This is a genomic window from Spirosoma foliorum (assembly GCF_014117325.1).
Lineage (GTDB): Bacteria > Bacteroidota > Bacteroidia > Cytophagales > Spirosomataceae > Spirosoma > Spirosoma foliorum.
Map to the genome: position 1 here is coordinate 65,618 of NZ_CP059732.1, position 18,389 is coordinate 84,006.

Here is an 18,389-nt window from a genome sequence, read left to right on the forward strand (position 1 = left end):
CCGCCCCTTGCTTTTTAATAAGAGACTCATGAATTTCTTGCTCAATATCAATCTCTGATCCGAATTTCGCCTTGTTTCATGGCGAATCGCTCTTTTTTCGTTGTGTCAAGGTTATAACAAATTGAAATCACGACATCATTCATAAATTGATTTCCCGTATTATGAGGAAAGACTTTTCTTTGATTTATCGATAACTGAACTTCATCATTAATTTCCATCACGACTAATGTTGAATCTGACTCATAGTATTCATATTTACCCAGATGTTGTGGACGTGTTAATGGTTGAAAGGACTTATGATATTGCTTCTCGAATGCGGTACGTATAGAGTCCATTTTAGGGCCTTTATTTCTCAGTGTGATTAAAACGCCGTAAGGTTGACTTCGTGGATCTTGAATCAAATCATTAAATCGCCAGACAACCTGAACATCCCTTGTTGTATCTGTTAATTCGGCAGAAAGCGATTCTACAGCATTTGGGTATCTGTTTCGTAATTCATGTGAGGTGATCGGGAACTGAATAGTGCAGCTTGCAACGTTTGTCTCGAATGGCAGATGCTTTGTCTGGCAACTTAAGACCAGCATAAAGAGTGAGAAAATTAAAACTGCGCTTTGCGTCAATGGCATAATCTTTAGGGACTTTTTATAAATATAGTTCATGAAAAAGTGTATTAATTTCGGCTAGGATTTTATAATCTCAAAACCAGCTCAAACAAAGATGTTTTGAGTACACTGTTTAATACTTTCTCAACGCATTCATGATTAATAATCTAGTTACTGGCATTATTACATTGAGTAGTTTGATATACTTAGCTAAGGATTGGCTGAAAGTTAAATCAACACATAAATCAGCTACTCAGCTCACGTATACATCCTGGATTGTGGGCGATACATTGGATGTGAAAATCCAACCCTTAGGCGGGGTTTTACTGGCTGGAGGTAGTACCGATGTCGATGCTGCGATGCGGTGATTTATGTTCCTTCTGCTTCTGTGGCTCATTAGATTTATTCCCTTTTTTACACAAATTCGGTTTGGCTTATTGTCCAGTATAAGCTAACAGGTAAGTCCATAGGGATTGGTTCTAGTTACCAGCAGCCTGCTCCGAGGCATCCAGCCGGGCCATCTCCAGGTCTAATCGCCGTTCAGCTGTGCGTAGTACTTCATCGCTGAAGCGATTTTCTCGGGCCAGCTCCACTAGCAAGGCTTGTTGGAACTCGCCGAGGGTTCGCTCCGCCAACCGCATCTCACCCACTAAAGCGCGTTCTTCGTCTGGTTTTGAGCCCGATTTGCTTTCATGGAGCGTAGCACCAAGTTCCTTGACTAAAAGTTGATACCGCTGGGCCAGGGTTTGTTTCAAGGAGCCAGATAAAACTATCGGAAAGTCATTTTCCAAATACCTCAGTGCCCGGCTGGCTAGCAGTAATTCCAGCGCCTGATCTTCACGCGCCTGGTCGTTATGAGATTTCACCCCCAGCAACCGAATCAGGAGGGGTAAAGTCAACCCCTGAAGTACCAGCGTAGATAGGATTATTACAAAAGCTAAAAAGAGAATCAGGTTACGCTGAGGGAACAGCTGCCCTCCTGCCAGCGAAAGCGGTAGAGCTAACGCCATGGCCAGGGAAATCACGCCCCTGGTTCCAGTCCAGGCCACAATTAATACATTTCGCCAGTCTACCTGATTCGCCTGTTCCTCGGTTCCTGAACCCGTGATGGTAGATTGCTCTGACCAGCCTAACACTTTGGGGTAATAGGAACTGAAAAACACCCAAAGAATTCGAATGAGAATCGTGACGGTACTCACCACCAGGCTATACAACACAAGCTCCTCAGTCGTATACCCGCCCAGGTCTCCTACAATGGTGGGTAATTGCAAGCCAATCAAAATAAAGACCACTCCTTCCAGCAAAAAAATAGCGGTGTCCCAGACGGCCCGCGACTCCAGGCGAGCCTGTGGGGAAAACACTTCTGGTGTTCGACGTGTGATGACAAGTCCAGCACTAACGACGGCTAATATACCTGACGTATGGATGTGTTCAGCCGCTAGGTAGACCAGATAGGGGGTCAGTAGAGTTAAACTGGTTTGGACTGTGGCACTGTCGATTCGTTGGAGGGCAAGCGTCATTAACCATCCTAGTATGCTACCCAGCAACAGCCCCCCGCCTGCCAGCACCAGAAATTGCAGACTAGCCTCCCAGAGAACAAAGTTACCAGTCATGATAGCGGCCACGGCATAGCGGTAAGCTACCAGAGCAGAGGCATCGTTGAGCAGGCTTTCCCCTTCCAGAATCGCAATAACCCGTTTGTTAAGTCCTAAACCTTTAATGATACTATTGGCGGCAACGGCGTCTGGAGGAGAGACAATAGCCCCCAGCACAAAGGCAAGCGGCCAGCTAAAGCCTGGAATCACGTAATGGGCAGCCACAGCAACGGCCGTTGTCGTGAAAAACACCAGTGTAACGGCTAATGTAGTGATTGGTCGAATTGAGCGGGTAAACTCCTGCCAGGCCGTTTTAGAGGCTGCATCATAGAGCAACGGAGGGAGAAAAATAACCAGCGCTACGTTGGGATCTAATGCCAGATTTGGCAGGAAAGGCACAAAACCAATCACTAAGCCTGTTCCAATCAGTAGAATTGGGTAAGGAAGCTTAATTTTATCGGTGATTGCCGACAATCCTATCAAAATGGCTAGGATAAAAATGATGGTTTCAAAGTTTGCCATAGGTACTGAAAAGGTTATCCTTACTCTATAACAGATTTACTACGGTTATAGTCGTAACCGCCAGTAATTCTTAGGCTTGGCTAATTCGGTATCTATGGTCTTGATGCTTACTAACGCCTAGTAATTTTCTAATAACCTCTCCAGAAATGCTGCTTATTGACCAGAATCTCCGCCTTATTGGACGCCTTTTGTAATGAGTTTAACACGGTACAAGTAGATATAGCAATGATGTTAAGTAGAAAAGGCGTAGGTTTTCTGCTCGATTTATCGGCTTATAGTTTATTCGTATCGGTTAATTTCTGTCGTCCATGAGCAAAGAATTCATCGAACAACCAAACATAATGACTGGATGAAGTGCGTTTCACTACGTAGCCATTCGCCCCTTCCTGAAGTACTTGCTTAATGGTATCCGAGCACACATCTGTCGAAAGCATTAAAATGGATAAATGTTGCCAAGCTGGATTCGCGCGAACATGCCGGATCGCTTCGAGTCCATTCATTATAGACATGGCCATGTCCATAATGAGTAACCCATAAATTGCCTGATCAGCTCGGATAGCGCTATGGCGGTTTAAGTAAGCCAAGAGTTCCTGACCATTTGAAAACTTATAAATAGGAAAAGGCCGACAAGAATTGACCGGCATTAAACCCAGAAAGTACCGCTCATCCTCATTATCAGGGAATGATATGCAAGATAGATCATGTAGTTGATCCATAAATAGTAGTGTGTATTGAAAGGTGGACAAAGTCAAATGGGGATAGACACATTAGCTCATCAACTAAAGCGGATCATGGACTTCTAATTTAGCGTTTCCGATTCCGGGCCTGGGTTGTCTTGGCCGCCCAGGCTTTTCGCTTCAATTGTTGATGCAACTCCTTATCCCTAGGCTCAAATGTGACGCTACGTTGCTGGCCGTCTTGTCGTTTAATGACCCAATAGGTTAAATCGGAAGTATCGGGAATCTCAGTATAGATGGAGTTATTCATGAGGGAGATTAGTTAATAAAAAAGATACATGATGCTGGTCGCTTTAGTCAGGACTCTTGAATTCTTTCCTTTAAGTATTTGGCCGATTCATAGAGTGTCGTGAGCCGAGGGTAGTCTTCATAGGGTATAGATACTTGAAGCTCGCGTTCCATTAAACTAGCTAGTTCCGAAATGTCGGACGGACGATACGCTAGATCTTCTCGGAGGTCAGCTGTTGGTCGCAGGGCTTCGGAACGAACGATTCCTTGGGCCAGGACCAAATGAGTGAGTTGTTGATAGGTGATTTCCATATGCGCTGTCGTTGTGAGTAAGCTAAATGAGGATTGAAAACGGAGAAAAGGTGAATGTATTTCCGTTAGGAAGATCGGTTGGCCGTGCCATAAGGCGTGTCAGGCCAGGGGCCTAAGAAGATTCGGGCGTACAGGCCAAGGGCCGAAAGGCCATTCAGCATAAAGCTCAGTGTAACCAGAAAAGCAAGCCCTGTTTGATCTGAATGAATGTGGCTGAACAATAAATCTTCGCCCCAAAAGGTTGGGGTAATGGGAAAACCAGCTACCCCTAGGCAACACACTAAAAAGCCGAACGCTAATCGGGGATAGGGATAGGCATAACCAGCATAGGTATGTAGTTGTATATCGCCTTCCGTTACATAGAGCATATGAAGGCAGCCATACCCCGCCAGGCCCGCCACAACAATGCCACTCAGGTATAAATGAACCTGATCAACCGCAAATTCCTCGTTATAGGCAATAGCCAGGGCAATCCAGAAAGGATTCAGCACCACTCCTAACCAACTTAGAAAAACATTTTTTTGTTGGCTAAAGGAACGCACGACGAACAGTAGCCCAAGTAGGGCAAAAATGATCGATAGGGGGTGTTTGAGTGGGGATGGGACGTTTTCGGGATAGTAGGCCCCCAGTAAACCGATCCCATAGAGCGGTATGCCCAAGCCGAATACCCAAGTTGGAGATAAGAACGAAAGGGGTTGCCCTAGCTTGTGAATAAGTTCCCGAGGTAGTCGGTACAGCAGCGTATCCAGGTTCCATTCCGTCAGGCTCAGCACATACCAGGTATCCCGCAAGTGCCTGGGAAATGGGCTGATAGGCGCTAAGGCGACAGGCGTAAAGGTGTAGGTCTGCTCCCGAATTAAATAACTGACGATGGAAGGCGATATCAGCAGTTGATAAGTCCTTAGAAACGCATGTCCCGCAACATGGACCAGGGCCAGGGTATGAAAGCCTAGGGCTACTTCCAGGAACATAATCCCAATCTGAGCAATGGAGGCATACGCCAGCTGACTCTTAATAGAAGCCTGGGCACGGGCAATCCCACTCGCTATCAGGCAGGTTAATAGACCGATACCCCCCATCAAGAGCCGAATGGAGAGTTGGTTTTCCCAAAGCGGAGCCGTTCGTAAGAGGAGGAAAATGCCGATATGCATCGATAGCGAGCCGTAAAAAATAGCACTCGAAGGCGTGGGGCCTTCCATGGCTCGGGGTAGCCACGCCGAGAAAGGAAACTGAGCCGACTTGATGAGGGCTGAAAGCAGCAGCATCAGCGAGATGAACATACCTGGCCCACCAAGGGTCTGAAGCTGGGCATACCCCCGTTCATACGGATTCAGCCCGGCAAAGGAGATCGTTTCAGGCCAAACCTGGTGGCTCATCCATATGGCTAGCAGGAGCCCCCCATCCGCCAGGCGATACATCGAGAATACTTTTAGCGCATTTTTGACCGGTAAGTATCGGCCTCTGTAGAAAGCAATTAGTAAAACCGACGAAAGGCCAATCAATTCCCAACCGGCAAATAGCGTTTCCAGATTTCCAGACACCACGATCAGGACATAACCCAGATAAAAGAAAAGCGTGGTCAAAAAGAACCGCTTATAGCCTGGTTCCCGATGGAGATAATACCGGCAATACAGTACCACCAACAGAATCAGAAAGGCACCGACTAGCAAATAGACTGCGGTCAGTTGGTCAAAATAAAAATCCAGACTGAAGTGGTGGCCTTTCGTCATGACCAGTTCGAGGCTAGTCAGGGTGAGCACTGGCGATTGGTGAAACACCCAAAATGTAACAAAGACTACGGTCAAGAGTAGATGTAGGCCAAGAGTGGTCATGGCTGTCCAGGCAATGGCCGATTCGCTCGAAGGGGCTATCCAGATCCCTATGAACAGGCCGCACAGGGGAATGATGATAAAAAAGGGCAGGAGCTGTTCCATGAATTTAAAGGTGTTCAGCGAGCTGATAGACCGGCAAGCTAGTCTGATTGGCGGCTATCAAGGCGGGTAAATCGGTAATGGCCTCTACCTTTTTCTGGTGGGGTTGATAGGGCTGGAACGTGCCCGATCTAAACCGGCTAAGCGACCGCGTGTGTGGATTGACAACAACGAGGTGAATCCACTCATTGATAAACCATTCATACGTCTGGGGTGACTGTTGGATTGCCTTTAAAACGACATCGGGCGTCTGTTCAATGACCATCAAGAGCCGAAGCGGGTCGTGGACTTCTGTCATTTGGGTTGGCAAACCGGGCCGTAAGTCGCCATCAAAGCCATTGGCAACGCCAATCAGGCCCATGATGTTATGGGGCAGTTTACTTCCAGCCCCCAGTTTCTGGGTATCAACCCGCGAAAAGAAATATTCCAGATTAATACCACCACAAACGGGCGCAGCCGCCTGTACAATACGGGCTAACGCTTGCCCGCTTGGATCGAGCCGATAGTCATAGGAATTAAGAAAGGATCGACGATCTAAAAACAGATGCCTGGATAGGCTACGTTGACCAATCAGACAAATGGCATTGGTGGCATGATTGAGTTCTGGCCGAGGCTCAAACAGGGCTACCGATCGCCTGCGAATCTGGGCATGGATGGTGGCGGCACTCAGCCGACTATCGATCGACTCAAAGCGTCGGGAGCGTTCTTTGGCATTTTGATCCAGTGCCTGCTTGAATAAGGCGATGTACTGTTGATGGCGTTTGGTATTGACTAGCGACAACAATGCTTCGTCGTAAAAACAAATATCATCACGGGTTGTGTCATGCAGCCCACTTAAAAACTGCGTTTCGGTAGGAATATCGATACCCTTGTCCCGTAATCGTTCGCGGACTCGCGGATCATTCGCCATGATACAGATTACCCGGGCATTAATCGATCCGGGCCGTCCTGAACAGGCTCCACAATCATAATCGGCATAATACGGATTGTTCACGCTGCTGGCTCCGTGCCCAATTACATACACGATCGGGGCAAATTCCTCAACCAGGCCAATGCTGGTTAATAAGCCAGCTACCCGCTCAACCATTTCGTCGAGGTTAAATCCCAGCTGTAAGCCATTTTCCTTTTTTAGGCTTGTGTTCTCCACCAGTAGACGAGAGTCGGACTGCCTGTAAGGGGAGGAAGCAGTCATCGCTGAGGTCCTCATTGGGTGAACGACCGACAGGAAAAGCTGTAATGCCGACCTGAATCCCAATGCATGACTAAAGCCCCATAGTAAGGTTTGGGACGATTTGGTAAAGGGAGTGCTAGTTTGCCGGTTCTGGACCTGACCGAGTCCTTTAATTAGGTAACGAGGAGTAACCGGAGGGGGACAACGTTTCGTATAAGTCTTGGCGCTTTGGGGTTGAAAGAAAAACTCAACATTGAAGTGGCCTGGCGTCCCAAAGGTTTGACAGTCGGGCTCCAGCGTTTCCAGGTAACGCCGGAAGGAACATTCCCGGTCATCCAGGCAGAAAATTCCCTGGAAGCTTTTGGAAGAGCCCAGGCTGTCGGCTGTCGGAGCGGCTTTAATCCCAGCCAGTACCTGATCGTAATAACTCCATTCATAAGCCTGTTGCCAAAGGTAAAGAACTTCCCACTGCTCCGTCGGAATGACGGGGCTAAACAAGTCGATGGCTTGGTCGAGAGGGGGCTGGCCTAACGGTTGCCAACGCTCGCCGAATTGCGCATCCAGCGCATCGATCTCCAGCAATAATTCGAGTAGAATGACTTGTTGCAGCGTAATGCGTCTGAGGTCCAGTAACGACTGGGGTTGATCCTCAATCACAGCCACCATGCCTGACCAGCCAGGGTGAGCCAACTGTTGATCAAAGAGGTATTGTTTATAAAGCGATTCCTGGCCAACCAGCAGAGTGAGTAAATTAGTAATGGTGCAGGTGTTCGAGCGGAAGAGACGACGAACGCGTTGGGAACGGAACAGGCTGACCAGACTGCTCTGCTCTAGCGCCCGGATTGCCGACAGGAAATCCAGATGCCGATAAGGGAAAGCATCCACGGCAATTCCCTGATCCAGAAAGCCACACAATAATCGAAACAGGATGGGGTGAACCCGTGCATCCAAATCCAGCTGATACTTTTGTTTCCAGTGAGCCCGCAGTTGTCCGATTCGAGGAGTGGGCAGCGGAGGATAGTTTTTTCGAAGTAGTTTAAACTTCCAGATGGGCAGTTCGTGCGCACCTTTGCGTTCCAGTAGCAGCCCATCCAGTACAGCCTCCGAGATTCGGTGGGTTGTAAATAAGGCTCTGAACTCTTCCAGGGAAAATAAAATTCGATACCCCAACCACTCGGCTGCCTGCTGGATAGCTCCATCAAATGGCTGATGTTGAAAGCCGTGTAGAGGATTATGATGCACAAAATCTTTTAGCGGTGCCTGCGTAGGTAGGTAGTGTTTTAAGTCCTGGAGAACATCCTGCTCCACAAAGGCTGTAGACCGTTGTCGGGTCTCTGGTATGCGCAATGTATCGGAAGAGAAAAGTGGCTGCCCATTCATGGTTAACACAGATCAAATAGGTTTCCAACTACCATCGGTAGGCTATTGATTTTGCTCCAATTCAGATAGAATCGCTTCCGAGCGTTTGAGTTGGCGGCCATAAATCAGTCGGGCTAAATCCAGGAATTGATACACCTGCTGATCCTGCACCTGATAGAAAATGGTTGTCCCCTCCCGGCGAGGGGTAACGAAATTCATATGGCGTAGTCGGCCCAGATGCTGAGAGAGCATCGACTGATCGGCTTTGGTGACGGTTTGTAATTCGGTAACTGACAGGGGACCTACCCGGAGCGCGTCCAGAATGGCCAGTCGGAGGGGATGTCCCAGGGTTTTAAAGAACTCAGCCTTATAGGTATGTAATGGGCTATCCATGTTATAATTTAATATTCTTATATTAGATTATTCAAATGTATAGGTAACTTTTTTTATTTCCTAATAATTCGCTTAGCTGATAGCCAAAACTAGTAGTCTGTTACGTTAATTTTTATAGTTATCTTCGTAATAAACTGCCATTTTTAACTTTTTCTGCTGATGGCTCGCTCAAACCTACTCTTTGCCTTGCCCGACGCTGAAGTAATTCAATTAGAGCAAGTTAGCTAAAGGAACCCATACGGTCCGTAGCCTGCATCGGGCTCAGGTGCTACTCCAACTTCATCAGGGTAAGACGCCCAGCCAAATCGCAACGTTGCTGCCGGTTAGTGAAGCCACGGTCTATAATCTGCGAAAACGTTACCTGGCCGAAGGCTTGAGGAGTGCATTGAGTGAAAAACCCAGACCTGGCCAGCCCAGTAAGTTTGACAAAGCCGCTCAGGCTCATTTGACAGCGCTAGCCTGTAGTCAAGCGCCAGAAGGGCGAAGTCGATGGACTTTGCGGTTGTTGGCTGACCGCTTAGTGGAATCCATTTCGTATAAAACGGTCGGCGAACAGCTAAAAAAAAATTAACGTAAGCCTTGGCTCAAACAACAGTGGTGCATTAGTAAACTAGAAGGGCACTATGTGGCTAAACTGGAAGCCGTACTCGATTTCTACGCTCGTCCGGCTGAGTTCAACAAGCCTCGCTTGTGTCGCTTCGGTGATACGAGTTGATGGCTCCCCTGCCCGTAAAGCCCGGTAAAGCGGCTAAAGAAGCCTGTGCATATGAACGAAAGGGAGCGGCTGTGATTCTGTTAGCTTACGACCTGGACACGGGTCAACGGTATGTAGAAGGTTAATCATTATCCCCAAGCAGAGTGCCTTCATGTGCTCCAAGACAATTTGAATACCCATCAGGCAGGTAGTTTTTATGAACGCTATGACGCGGATCAAGCTCGCCAAAAACTCAAACGCCATTACGTAAAACTTAATGTGGAGAATAGTACAATTATGGAGTCTACTAATTAACGTAACAATCTACGAGTACTTATCCAATTTAGATTCTAGAGATTTTTTTGATTCTACTTAATGGATTAGGCATTGATTACCAGTAGACTATCATCAATAGAATCCGACAGAATCAACAGAATCTATTTTGGCAAAGCACTAGTTTGCCTAACCCTTTGCTTGTATGTTTTATGATTAATCCTTCAGTAGCTGGCCTAGTGATATTGGTTAGCTTAGTTTATCTAACTTATTTCTCATCCACATCGAAACCCGCCAATTCGACGGCTTATCAATACGCCTATACATCCTGGATTGTGGGCGATACATCGGATGTGAAAAGCCAGCCCTTAGGCGGGGTTTTGCTGGCCGGCGGTAGTACCGATGTGGATGCCGCGATGCGGTGGTTTTTACGTCGGTCGGGTGGGGGCGATGTACTGATTCTTCGGGCATCGGGTAAAGACGGCTACAACGAGTATCTCTATAAAACGCTGGGCGAATCGGTTAATTCGGTAGAAACAATATTGCTGGATAAGCGAGAGTTAGCAAGTAATCCAGCCATCATTCGTAAAATCCGTCAGGCCGAAGCGATCTTTTTTGCTGGTGGCGATCAGGAGAATTATGTTAACTTCTGGCAAGGAACGCCCGTTGCCGATGCCCTGAATGAGCGTATTCGGGCAGGGGCTGTTATGGGAGGCACTAGCGCTGGTTGTGGGATTCTGGGGCAAACCTATTTTTCAGCTCTGGAAGGAAGCGTGACGTCTGAAGAAGCCTTAGCCGATCCTTACGATAAACGCGTGGCTATGCGCCGAAATGATTTTTTGACGCACCCGCTCTTAGCCAATATTATTACGGATATGCATTACAGCGCCCGCAATCGACAGGGACGACACGTGGTGTTTATGGCGCGGGCTGCAACAGATTGGAAGATACAACCACGAGGTATCGGCATGAATGAAAAAACGGCTGTTTGTGCAACACCCGATGGAAACGTTACGATTTTCGGACAAGGCAATGCCTATTTTCTACAGGCAACCAGGAAGAAACCTGAACGCTGCCAAAAAGGGCAACCACTAACCTGGAACCGTTCAGGGAAAGCAGTACAAGCAACTATTCTTACTGGCTCCCTTGAAGGGAACACTGGCTTTAATTTGAGATCGTTTCGGCCGATAATGAAAGCTCAAGCAGAGTACTGGTCTGTTAACTCTGGCGTTCTGGCGCGAGCATTTGCTCGTGCCTTTTAATCTTCGCCAGTATTCACTGACGCATGTCATCTTCGCCGAATACCAGCGAATGCTGGCTAAAGTTGAAGGGATTCGTAAATGCTCGCGCCAGAAGGAATAGACGACTAAAATTTTCGTAAATGCTCAATATCATTTATATCCTTTTGCCGCGGGAAAGTCTCTTTGTCCTGAATCAAATCTTCTAGGCTTATAAATGGAATCTCGATGTCTTCGTATTGGGAAATGTTCTTTTTTGCAAAAGATGCGTTGAACTTTAAAGGGGCCTTTATACGAGGGAGAAGATCCAACGTATAATCATCAAACTCTAACCTAAAAAACGAATTTTTAGGATCAGGCGAAGGGTCTTCTCTATATTCCGTTACATCCTTTCCGAGTTGCTCTAAGGCATTAAGTAACTTAAAATAGTTCTCGTAGCTGGGGTTATACCAAAAATCAAGATCAGGTTTATTTGTAGCCTTACCCGCATTATTGGTTGACTTTCTTGAATAACCATAGTATGCTACAGCCGTGCCACCTACGATTAAATAGTTTACGGAACTGCTATTAAAAATAGCGAATATGTCAAGAATGGCCCTATTATATTCCATTTGAAGTACGCTGCTCTACAACTCTATTAGTCTTTAATGGCGCGTTATCTTTAATAGGTTCGTGCCTCAAAAGACTTATGAAGCTTTGAAACTTATCATGCCGTTCCAGCGATTTGTCCGAACCCGCTTTGATTGACTCCGCACTGTCTTTCAGTTCTGAAAAACTGTTATATCGACTTAACTTTTTCATTGGGAAAAAACGTTGTTGTATGCTGTCGAATATACAAATGTATTTTGTCCTTTAACAAAATTAAGATCGAAAAAGGTTGTTGTGTTTTCTGACACTGGCGCGAGCATTTGCTCGTGCCTTTTAATCCTGCCAGTATTCACTGGCGCTTTTAAGCTTCGCCGTATGCCAGCGAATGCTGGCTAAAGTTAAAGTCACGAGCGAATGCTCGCGCCAGAACGCAAAAAGGGGTGAATCTAGTATAAGGATTCACCCCTTTTTATAAATCAAGAATCAATTATCAATACCCTGGGTTCTGAACCAGTTTTTTGTTGGTATCAATCTCCCGTTGTGGAATTGGCAGAACCAGGTTGTTGGCATTATAAGCTACCGTTCCTACTGTGCCCGCCGTCCGTTTGATATCGGCAAGTTGCTGGCCTTCGAAGGCTAATTCAAGTCGACGCTCCAGCAAAATAGCGGCCAGATCAACCGTGGTGAGGGCTGTAGCTTTTGCCCGGCTGCGAATCAGGTTGACATCAGCAAGCGGTGATGCGCCAACAGAAGTACCCAGACGTAAGTTGGTTTCAGCACGGACTAGGTACATTTCAGCTAATCGAACCACTGGCACATCGCCATATTGATCGTTGAATTTGCTGGTAAATGTGTTCTGTCCAGCGGTGTTGAAGAACGTTCCCCGAACATCGCCAGTGGCATAAAGCGCCCTGAATTTCGATTGTACCCGCACATCACCACGACCCTGATTCGGGGAAGAAGCGTAGAAGGTGTTCATGTCATTGGCCCCATCCTGATCGGTAACGATGATTTTGAAAATGATCTCCGAGCCGTTAGTGGCGTCGTTAAACACATCTGCAAAGTTATCTTCCAGGGCGTAGGTTCCTGACGTGATAACCCGATTGGCCGCATCGCGAGCTGATGCGTAGTTTTGTTGCTGCAAATAAATACGAGCAAGAGTTGCTGCTGCTGCTCCTTTGGTCGCAAAACCTGTGCCTCCCGATTGGGTGGCGGGTAACAGACTCTCGGCTTTAGTCAGATCGTCTATTGCCTGTGCATAGACTTCCGCAACCGTATTGCGGGCACGATAATCTGCATCGGTTACCGACGTTGTTGGCGTTAGAACCAGTGGTACACCCGGATTTGCCGTGGGATTTCCGTCGTTCCAGCTTTTACCGAAAGCTTTCACCAACTCAAAGTACAATGCACCCCGAATAAAGCGGGCTTGTCCTTCAATATTTCCTCGATTGGCTTCTCCAACTTTAGTCAGAGCCGATAGAACGTTGTTGGCCCGGTTGATCGCATTGTAGCCATCCAGCCAGAAATCGCGTGTAACCGTATTGGAAGTCGTGACCGTTTTGCGCCAGATTTCGTCGATGGTTGCATACGTGCCTCCGAAAAGTACGTCTCGGTTGTCGCCCATTAAATCGCCAATGTATTGAATACCACCGCCGTACAGATTGACATCGCTAAGGCCATCATAGGTGCCAACTAACGTAATCTGCACATCTTGTTCGGTATTTAACGCCTGACTTTGCTCAATACTTTGAGTTGGTACAACGTTCAGGCGGTTGTCGCAGGCCGTAATCAGCAGACCGACGGCTCCGGCGTATAACCAATGTTTTATGGATAAATTCATAGCAAAAATGCGTTGAAAAGTCGTTCTTAATTCGTTCAGAAGTGCGTGTTAGAAACCGATGTTGATACCACCTGTGATCGTACGTGCCTGTGGAGCTGTGTAGAAATCATACCCCTGCGCAATGTTCGATACAATGTAATCGGCATTCAGCTTCGGGGTCCCAACCAGCATATTTTGTGAAGGTGAGCAGGTTCTGACCCGTTACAAACAAGCGAACGTTGGTAAGTTTAGCCTTATTGATGATCGATTTCGGCAGATTATACGATAACGTAACCGTACGTAGTCGAACAAACGAACCATCGAGAATAAACCGGCTTGACGATTGGGCACCGTTGTTATAGTACAAACGAGCCTCGGGTACGTTCGTATTGGTGTTTGAAGACGTCCAGGCTGCTAACTGATCGACCGTTTGGTTATCTTCAAAACGGCCGTTAGCCGACGAGTAGCGACCAACTCCGTAGAAGTTGATTTTATTTCCAAATACGCCGTTGAACAACACGTTCAGGCTAATGCCTTTATAGCTGAAGGTGTTCGTGATACCACCCGTCCATTTAGGCAGTGGACTACCCATAACCACGCGTTGTGCCTGGCTGTACGTGTTCGTCGTTGAGCGGTCAACCGATCCATCGGCATTTGTGGTGTTTTTATACCAAAGTGCGTCGCCATTAGCTGGGTCAACACCGGCATACTCCTGCGTAAAAAATACACCCAGTGGCTGGCCTTCAACGGCGCGGCTCATCGCGTTGATACCCCCTTCAATGATCTGCGACTGTAAGTTGGTAATCTTGTTCTGGTTGGTAGCCGCGTTGAAGCTCGTTGTCCAGCGGAAAGCACCGGTTAAGTTTTCCGTGTTGAGCACAAACTCAAATCCTTTGTTTTCCAGACTGCCTACGTTGCGAAACTGCGTGGCAAAACCCGTTGTGCCCGGCACGTTTACGCTCAACAGAAGTCCCGACGTTTGCTTGTTATAATAGTCGATTTCCCCGTTGATGCGGTTATTGAGGATGCCAAAGTCAACGCCTATGTCGAACTGGTTGGTGGTTTCCCATTTCAGATCAGGGTTGGCCAATTGCGATGGACGCTGACCGGGTAAGGTACCATAACTCGCGTCACCCGTAAATAAGCCTAGCTGAGGAAAATTCTGGATTTCAGCATTACCCGTCTGTCCGTAGCTTGACCGAAGTTTCAGGAAGCTGATTGTGCTATTGTTCTTCAGGAAATCTTCTTCCGATAATACCCAACCTGCCGAAAGGGCCGGGAAGAACCCATATCGGCTGTTTTTACCAAATCGCGACGAACCATCGACACGAGCACTTAGGCCTAACAGATAGCGATCGGCGAATTTGTAGTTAGCCCGAGCAAAGTACGATAGGAACCGGAAATCAGTTTGAGTGGAGCTACCGTCGGTTTTACGAGCCGCGCTGGCAATCTGTCGGTACGCGTCTGATGGGAAATCACGACCTTCGGTAAAGTTGGTTTTTTGCTGCGACTGTTGGTACGACATCCCCACGGTCAGATCGAGCTGGCTACGGCCAAATAGCGTGTTGTAGGTAAAGAAGTTGTTGGTCGTGTAGTTCTCTACCCGTACGTAACGGTTTTGACCAATGCCTTGGGGTGCACTGAAGTTCCGCTGCGTTTTGCTGTTGTAATAAAGTTCTTCCTGCTGATTCAGTACGTCCAGACCAAATTCAGTTCGGAAAGATAACCCTTTGATAATCTGAAGTTGACCGTATACGTTGCTGATGTTCCGGTAAACCGTTGTATTGAAGTAAGCATTCCCGATGTTGATCAGCGGATTGTAATAAACCGGAATGCTCAGATCGCCAGGAGGAGTACCAACGGGTAAACCTGTGGTTGGGTCTGTAGCGGGCGTCATTGGCGGCAGGGCAACCATCTGCATCGGATTGTCGAACTGGTTATCCGCCGAAATCCGCTGATTGAACGTGCGGGTTAAACCCGTATTGAAACCGACCCGCAGTCGGTCAGATACTTTATGATCCAGGTTAAGACGACCCGAATAACGCTGCAACGCGTTACCAACCAGAATTCCTTTCTGATCGAGTAGTTGACCCGACAGGTAGAAGGTCGTTTTTTCGTTTCCACCGTTCAGGTTAAGGTCATACTGTTGGTAAGGCGCATCCTGATAGGCCAGGTCACCCCAGTTGGTACTTGCCTGATTCGCCGTGCCATACGTTCCCAATCCCTGGGTATCGTAGAATCCTTTCATGTAGGATGTGTACGAATCTGGATCGCTTGGATCAAGACCTTCAATCCGGTCAGAATTGGCCGCTGCCTGATTGTAGAACTTAACGTACTGCTCTGTATTCAGAAATTGCAGTTTGTGCGTAGGTTTGCTCGAACCGTACTGGGCACCAAATGTAATATTGGTCCGGCCAGCTTTACCGCGCTTGGTCGTAATCAGCACTACACCATTGGCGGCACGAGCGCCATAAATAGCGCCAGCCGATGCATCTTTCAGAATATCAACCGACTCGATATCCTGTGGGTTAATGTCAGCCAGTGGGTTCGTAGAAGCGCTGTTAAAGCTCAAGTTGTCGGTTGTAACGGGCGTACCGTCAACCACATAGAGGGGTTGGTTAGAGGCCGAAACCGAAGATTGCCCCCGTACCCGCACCTGAATTCCCTGGCCGAGTTTACCCGAACCAGCGTTGATTTGCACACCAGCAGCTTTGCCTTGTAACGCCTGATCGAAGGTGGTTACGGGCTGATCCTGAATATCGGCTGCCCGAACTTTGGCAATGTTACCTGTTAAGTCGCGTTTAATCTGTTGGCCATAACCGGTAACAACTACTTCGTTCAAATTGCGGACATCCGTCTTCAATTGCACGTCAATAACTGACCGATTGTTGACAGGCTCTTCGACACTTGAAAACCCGATAAAGCTAAATACAAGCGTGGCATTTCCGCTTACTGTAAGCCGGTAATTACCGGTTGCATCGGTTAGTGTTCCCTGTGTGCTACCTTTTACGGTGACCGTTACACCGGGGAGTCCGGTGTTATCATCTGACGATGTGACCCTACCCGAAATCCCCTGACTTTGGGCGTAAGCTCCCCAAGCTGTGCAGAGAAGCAGGAAGCTAATTTGTAATAGTTTTCTCATAATGTTGTTAATGAAAACAAGATGTGATAATTGCAAAAGTACAATCTTTAATCTTATATTAAAATAACGTTAAATGGAGTCATGATAAGCGTTATCCTAATAAAATCAGAATAATAAATACATTATCTATTTTTATTAGGAATAAAATACTGGAATATTGGTCTGTTTGATTGATATAATAGTAATTTATTGGGAGTTTAATTGTTGAAAAAATTATACTTTCCGAATTTGATGTTTCTAAGACTAATTTGAAATAGAGGAGGAAAGGAATAAATTACTTAAGTATAATTACGTTTATTAATATAGGTATAATTTATTAATAGAAGGGAGTTACTTTAAGAGCTATCTTATAGAGCTGATGGGGCGATTTATACAATTAGGGCGCTATTTTTAAATCCGGCATTACTTAATACGGACTTTTTGAAATAGGTATTAAACGGTGAAACAGGAGTTGTTGTCTAATCGTTACAGGTACATCAGTAAACGCCAGAAACAATGAAATTTAAACTGTTCACCCTATTCCTTCTGCTACTCGTAACGGGCTTGCGTGCACAGGTACAATACACGACGGAAAGCCCACGCATTGATGACATTAACGATGAGGATGTTACTATCAAGCGTATTGAGTTAACGGATCGGTACACAATTATTTACATGAAATTTGAATCGCACGCAAAACCCGGTTCACAAAGACGATCATGGCCGTTTGCAATTCCGCAGCCGGGGGGAGGTTCGATGCAGATGGAATCGACGAATAACATTGGTTTTCAGCCAACGTCCCGCTTATACGTCAATCAGGGCGAACGGTCGTATAAGTTTATTCGGGTTGAGAATATCCCGGAAGAAACCCGTCGACCTGTGCGGCCTGGTGAACGCGTTGATTTTGTGGCTTATTTCGAGCGAATCGATCCGGGCTACACCACCTTCGATCTGTACGAATGTCGGGATAGAGATAGGTATGTATGCTTCAATTTCTGGGGTGTTCACATCATTAATCCGCCTAAAAAAGAAAGATATTCGCAACGAAAAACGCCGACACCTGTTCCCGCGAAACCCCAACAACCTCGTTATAAACCCCGCACAACGCCTGGGATTGGCACGCCCGACGAAAATCCAAAATCGAACGAACCCGCTCAGCCGCAGGAAGATCAGACGCCAGTAGCTGTGGCAATCAATGGGGTCACAAGGGACGCCAAAACAAAACAGCCCCTTGTGGCCACGGTTACGTACCGATTGTTGTCCGGTGCTGAAGCATCGGGGGATGATCCGGCTGATTCAGTCCAGAGCAATAGTCCATCAGGCAACTACAAAATTGCCATCGACCGGCGAGGTGTTTATGTTGTAACGGCTTCGGCCAGAGGCTATTTTAGTCAAAGTGATACGCTGGTGACCAACCGCATTGACGTAGCTCGGGATTTTAATCTGGTACCGATTGAAGCGGGGGCTAAAGTCACCCTGAAAAACATCTATTTCAATGTATCCCGCTATGATCTTAAACCGGAGTCATATCCAGAACTGGATCGACTGGCAACGATGATGCAGTCGAACCCAACGATGCAAATTCGTCTGGAAGGGCATACCGATACGGTGGGGGAATTTGATGCGAATGTTGAACTTTCCCGAAATCGGGTCAATGAAGTAAAGCGGTACTTGATCAGTAAAGGGATTACTGCTTCCCGCATTGAAACCGTTGGCTACGGCCCCTCACGACCAATCAACACCAATAAAACCCTGAAAGAACGGGCCGAAAACCGGCGGGTGGAAATGGTTGTGGTGAAAGTTTAA

Annotated in this window: 14 protein-coding genes and 1 pseudogene; 5 read left to right on the plus strand and 10 right to left on the minus strand. The window is 47.1% G+C overall.

Annotation, left to right across the window (positions count from 1 at the left end):
* Nucleotides 1-47: 47 nt before the first annotated feature.
* Nucleotides 48-659, minus strand: a complete 612-nt coding sequence (locus tag H3H32_RS00280; RefSeq protein ID WP_182460702.1) for a hypothetical protein — start codon at nucleotides 657-659, stop codon at nucleotides 48-50.
* Nucleotides 660-757: 98 nt separating this feature from the next.
* Here H3H32_RS00280 and H3H32_RS00285 point away from each other — a divergent pair, with 98 nt between their 5' ends.
* Nucleotides 758-970, plus strand: coding sequence for a hypothetical protein (locus H3H32_RS00285; protein ID WP_182460703.1), 213 nt, complete (start codon nucleotides 758-760; stop codon nucleotides 968-970).
* A gap of 111 nt (nucleotides 971-1,081) precedes the next feature.
* On the opposite strand, the gene H3H32_RS00290 is transcribed toward H3H32_RS00285, so the two are convergent.
* The 6 genes from H3H32_RS00290 to H3H32_RS00315 all read right to left on the minus strand — a co-directional run bounded on the left by H3H32_RS00290 (nucleotide 1,082) and on the right by H3H32_RS00315 (nucleotide 8,850).
* Nucleotides 1,082-2,719 (minus strand): Na+/H+ antiporter, encoded by a 1,638-nt coding sequence (locus tag H3H32_RS00290; RefSeq protein ID WP_182460704.1) that lies wholly within the window; start codon nucleotides 2,717-2,719, stop codon nucleotides 1,082-1,084.
* A gap of 272 nt (nucleotides 2,720-2,991) precedes the next feature.
* Nucleotides 2,992-3,435: a response regulator gene (locus H3H32_RS00295; protein ID WP_182460705.1), complete on the minus strand. Its 444-nt coding sequence runs from the start codon at nucleotides 3,433-3,435 to the stop codon at nucleotides 2,992-2,994.
* Between the two features lie 88 nt (nucleotides 3,436-3,523).
* Entirely contained in the window at nucleotides 3,524-3,706 is a 183-nt protein-coding gene (locus H3H32_RS00300) for a hypothetical protein (protein ID WP_182460706.1), read from the minus strand.
* A gap of 355 nt (nucleotides 3,707-4,061) precedes the next feature.
* Nucleotides 4,062-5,930: a proton-conducting transporter transmembrane domain-containing protein gene (locus H3H32_RS00305; RefSeq protein WP_182460707.1), complete on the minus strand. Its 1,869-nt coding sequence runs from the start codon at nucleotides 5,928-5,930 to the stop codon at nucleotides 4,062-4,064.
* 4 nt (nucleotides 5,931-5,934) lie between these two features.
* Entirely contained in the window at nucleotides 5,935-8,478 is a 2,544-nt protein-coding gene (locus tag H3H32_RS00310) for a YbcC family protein (protein ID WP_182460708.1), read from the minus strand.
* A 42-nt stretch (nucleotides 8,479-8,520) separates the two neighbouring features.
* Nucleotides 8,521-8,850 carry an ArsR/SmtB family transcription factor gene (locus H3H32_RS00315; RefSeq protein ID WP_182460709.1) on the minus strand — a complete coding sequence of 110 codons (330 nt, stop codon included), beginning with the start codon at nucleotides 8,848-8,850 and terminating at the stop codon, nucleotides 8,521-8,523.
* Nucleotides 8,851-9,100: 250 nt separating this feature from the next.
* On the opposite strand from H3H32_RS00315, the gene H3H32_RS00320 reads away from it, so the two are divergent.
* The 3 genes from H3H32_RS00320 (at nucleotide 9,101) to H3H32_RS00325 (ending at nucleotide 11,079) form a co-directional block, all read left to right on the plus strand.
* Nucleotides 9,101-9,421, plus strand: a complete 321-nt coding sequence (locus H3H32_RS00320) for a helix-turn-helix domain-containing protein (RefSeq protein WP_374191865.1) — start codon at nucleotides 9,101-9,103, stop codon at nucleotides 9,419-9,421.
* Nucleotides 9,422-9,564: 143 nt separating this feature from the next.
* Nucleotides 9,565-9,690 (plus strand): hypothetical protein, encoded by a 126-nt coding sequence (locus H3H32_RS37745; RefSeq protein ID WP_256432936.1) that lies wholly within the window; start codon nucleotides 9,565-9,567, stop codon nucleotides 9,688-9,690.
* A gap of 339 nt (nucleotides 9,691-10,029) precedes the next feature.
* Nucleotides 10,030-11,079, plus strand: coding sequence for a cyanophycinase (locus H3H32_RS00325; RefSeq protein ID WP_182460711.1), 1,050 nt, complete (start codon nucleotides 10,030-10,032; stop codon nucleotides 11,077-11,079).
* Nucleotides 11,080-11,183: 104 nt separating this feature from the next.
* Here H3H32_RS00325 and H3H32_RS00330 read toward each other — a convergent pair whose 3' ends face one another.
* The 3 genes and pseudogenes from H3H32_RS00330 to H3H32_RS00340 form a co-directional block, all read right to left on the minus strand.
* Entirely contained in the window at nucleotides 11,184-11,666 is a 483-nt protein-coding gene (locus H3H32_RS00330; RefSeq protein ID WP_182460712.1) for a hypothetical protein, read from the minus strand.
* A 467-nt stretch (nucleotides 11,667-12,133) separates the two neighbouring features.
* Nucleotides 12,134-13,483 carry a RagB/SusD family nutrient uptake outer membrane protein gene (locus H3H32_RS00335; RefSeq protein WP_182460713.1) on the minus strand — a complete coding sequence of 450 codons (1,350 nt, stop codon included), beginning with the start codon at nucleotides 13,481-13,483 and terminating at the stop codon, nucleotides 12,134-12,136.
* A 48-nt stretch (nucleotides 13,484-13,531) separates the two neighbouring features.
* Nucleotides 13,532-16,604: pseudogene (locus tag H3H32_RS00340) on the minus strand (SusC/RagA family TonB-linked outer membrane protein).
* Nucleotides 16,605-17,099: 495 nt separating this feature from the next.
* On the opposite strand from H3H32_RS00340, the gene H3H32_RS00345 reads away from it, so the two are divergent.
* Complete coding sequence (locus tag H3H32_RS00345) at nucleotides 17,100-18,389, plus strand: OmpA family protein (protein ID WP_182460714.1); 1,290 nt, start codon at nucleotides 17,100-17,102, stop codon at nucleotides 18,387-18,389.

Bases quoted from the DNA above. Each gene is read 5' to 3' on its own strand.
- H3H32_RS00280 (WP_182460702.1), bottom strand. From the start codon at position 659: ATGAACTATATTTATAAAAAGTCCCTAAAGATTATGCCATTGACGCAA.
- H3H32_RS00285 (WP_182460703.1), top strand. From the start codon at position 758: ATGATTAATAATCTAGTTACTGGCATTATTACATTGAGTAGTTTGATA.
- H3H32_RS00290 (WP_182460704.1), bottom strand. From the start codon at position 2,719: ATGGCAAACTTTGAAACCATCATTTTTATCCTAGCCATTTTGATAGGA.
- H3H32_RS00295 (WP_182460705.1), bottom strand. From the start codon at position 3,435: ATGGATCAACTACATGATCTATCTTGCATATCATTCCCTGATAATGAG.
- H3H32_RS00300 (WP_182460706.1), bottom strand. From the start codon at position 3,706: ATGAATAACTCCATCTATACTGAGATTCCCGATACTTCCGATTTAACC.
- H3H32_RS00305 (WP_182460707.1), bottom strand. From the start codon at position 5,930: ATGGAACAGCTCCTGCCCTTTTTTATCATCATTCCCCTGTGCGGCCTG.
- H3H32_RS00310 (WP_182460708.1), bottom strand. From the start codon at position 8,478: ATGAATGGGCAGCCACTTTTCTCTTCCGATACATTGCGCATACCAGAG.
- H3H32_RS00315 (WP_182460709.1), bottom strand. From the start codon at position 8,850: ATGGATAGCCCATTACATACCTATAAGGCTGAGTTCTTTAAAACCCTG.
- H3H32_RS37745 (WP_256432936.1), top strand. From the start codon at position 9,565: ATGGCTCCCCTGCCCGTAAAGCCCGGTAAAGCGGCTAAAGAAGCCTGT.
- H3H32_RS00325 (WP_182460711.1), top strand. From the start codon at position 10,030: ATGATTAATCCTTCAGTAGCTGGCCTAGTGATATTGGTTAGCTTAGTT.
- H3H32_RS00330 (WP_182460712.1), bottom strand. From the start codon at position 11,666: ATGGAATATAATAGGGCCATTCTTGACATATTCGCTATTTTTAATAGC.
- H3H32_RS00335 (WP_182460713.1), bottom strand. From the start codon at position 13,483: ATGAATTTATCCATAAAACATTGGTTATACGCCGGAGCCGTCGGTCTG.
- H3H32_RS00345 (WP_182460714.1), top strand. From the start codon at position 17,100: ATGAAATTTAAACTGTTCACCCTATTCCTTCTGCTACTCGTAACGGGC.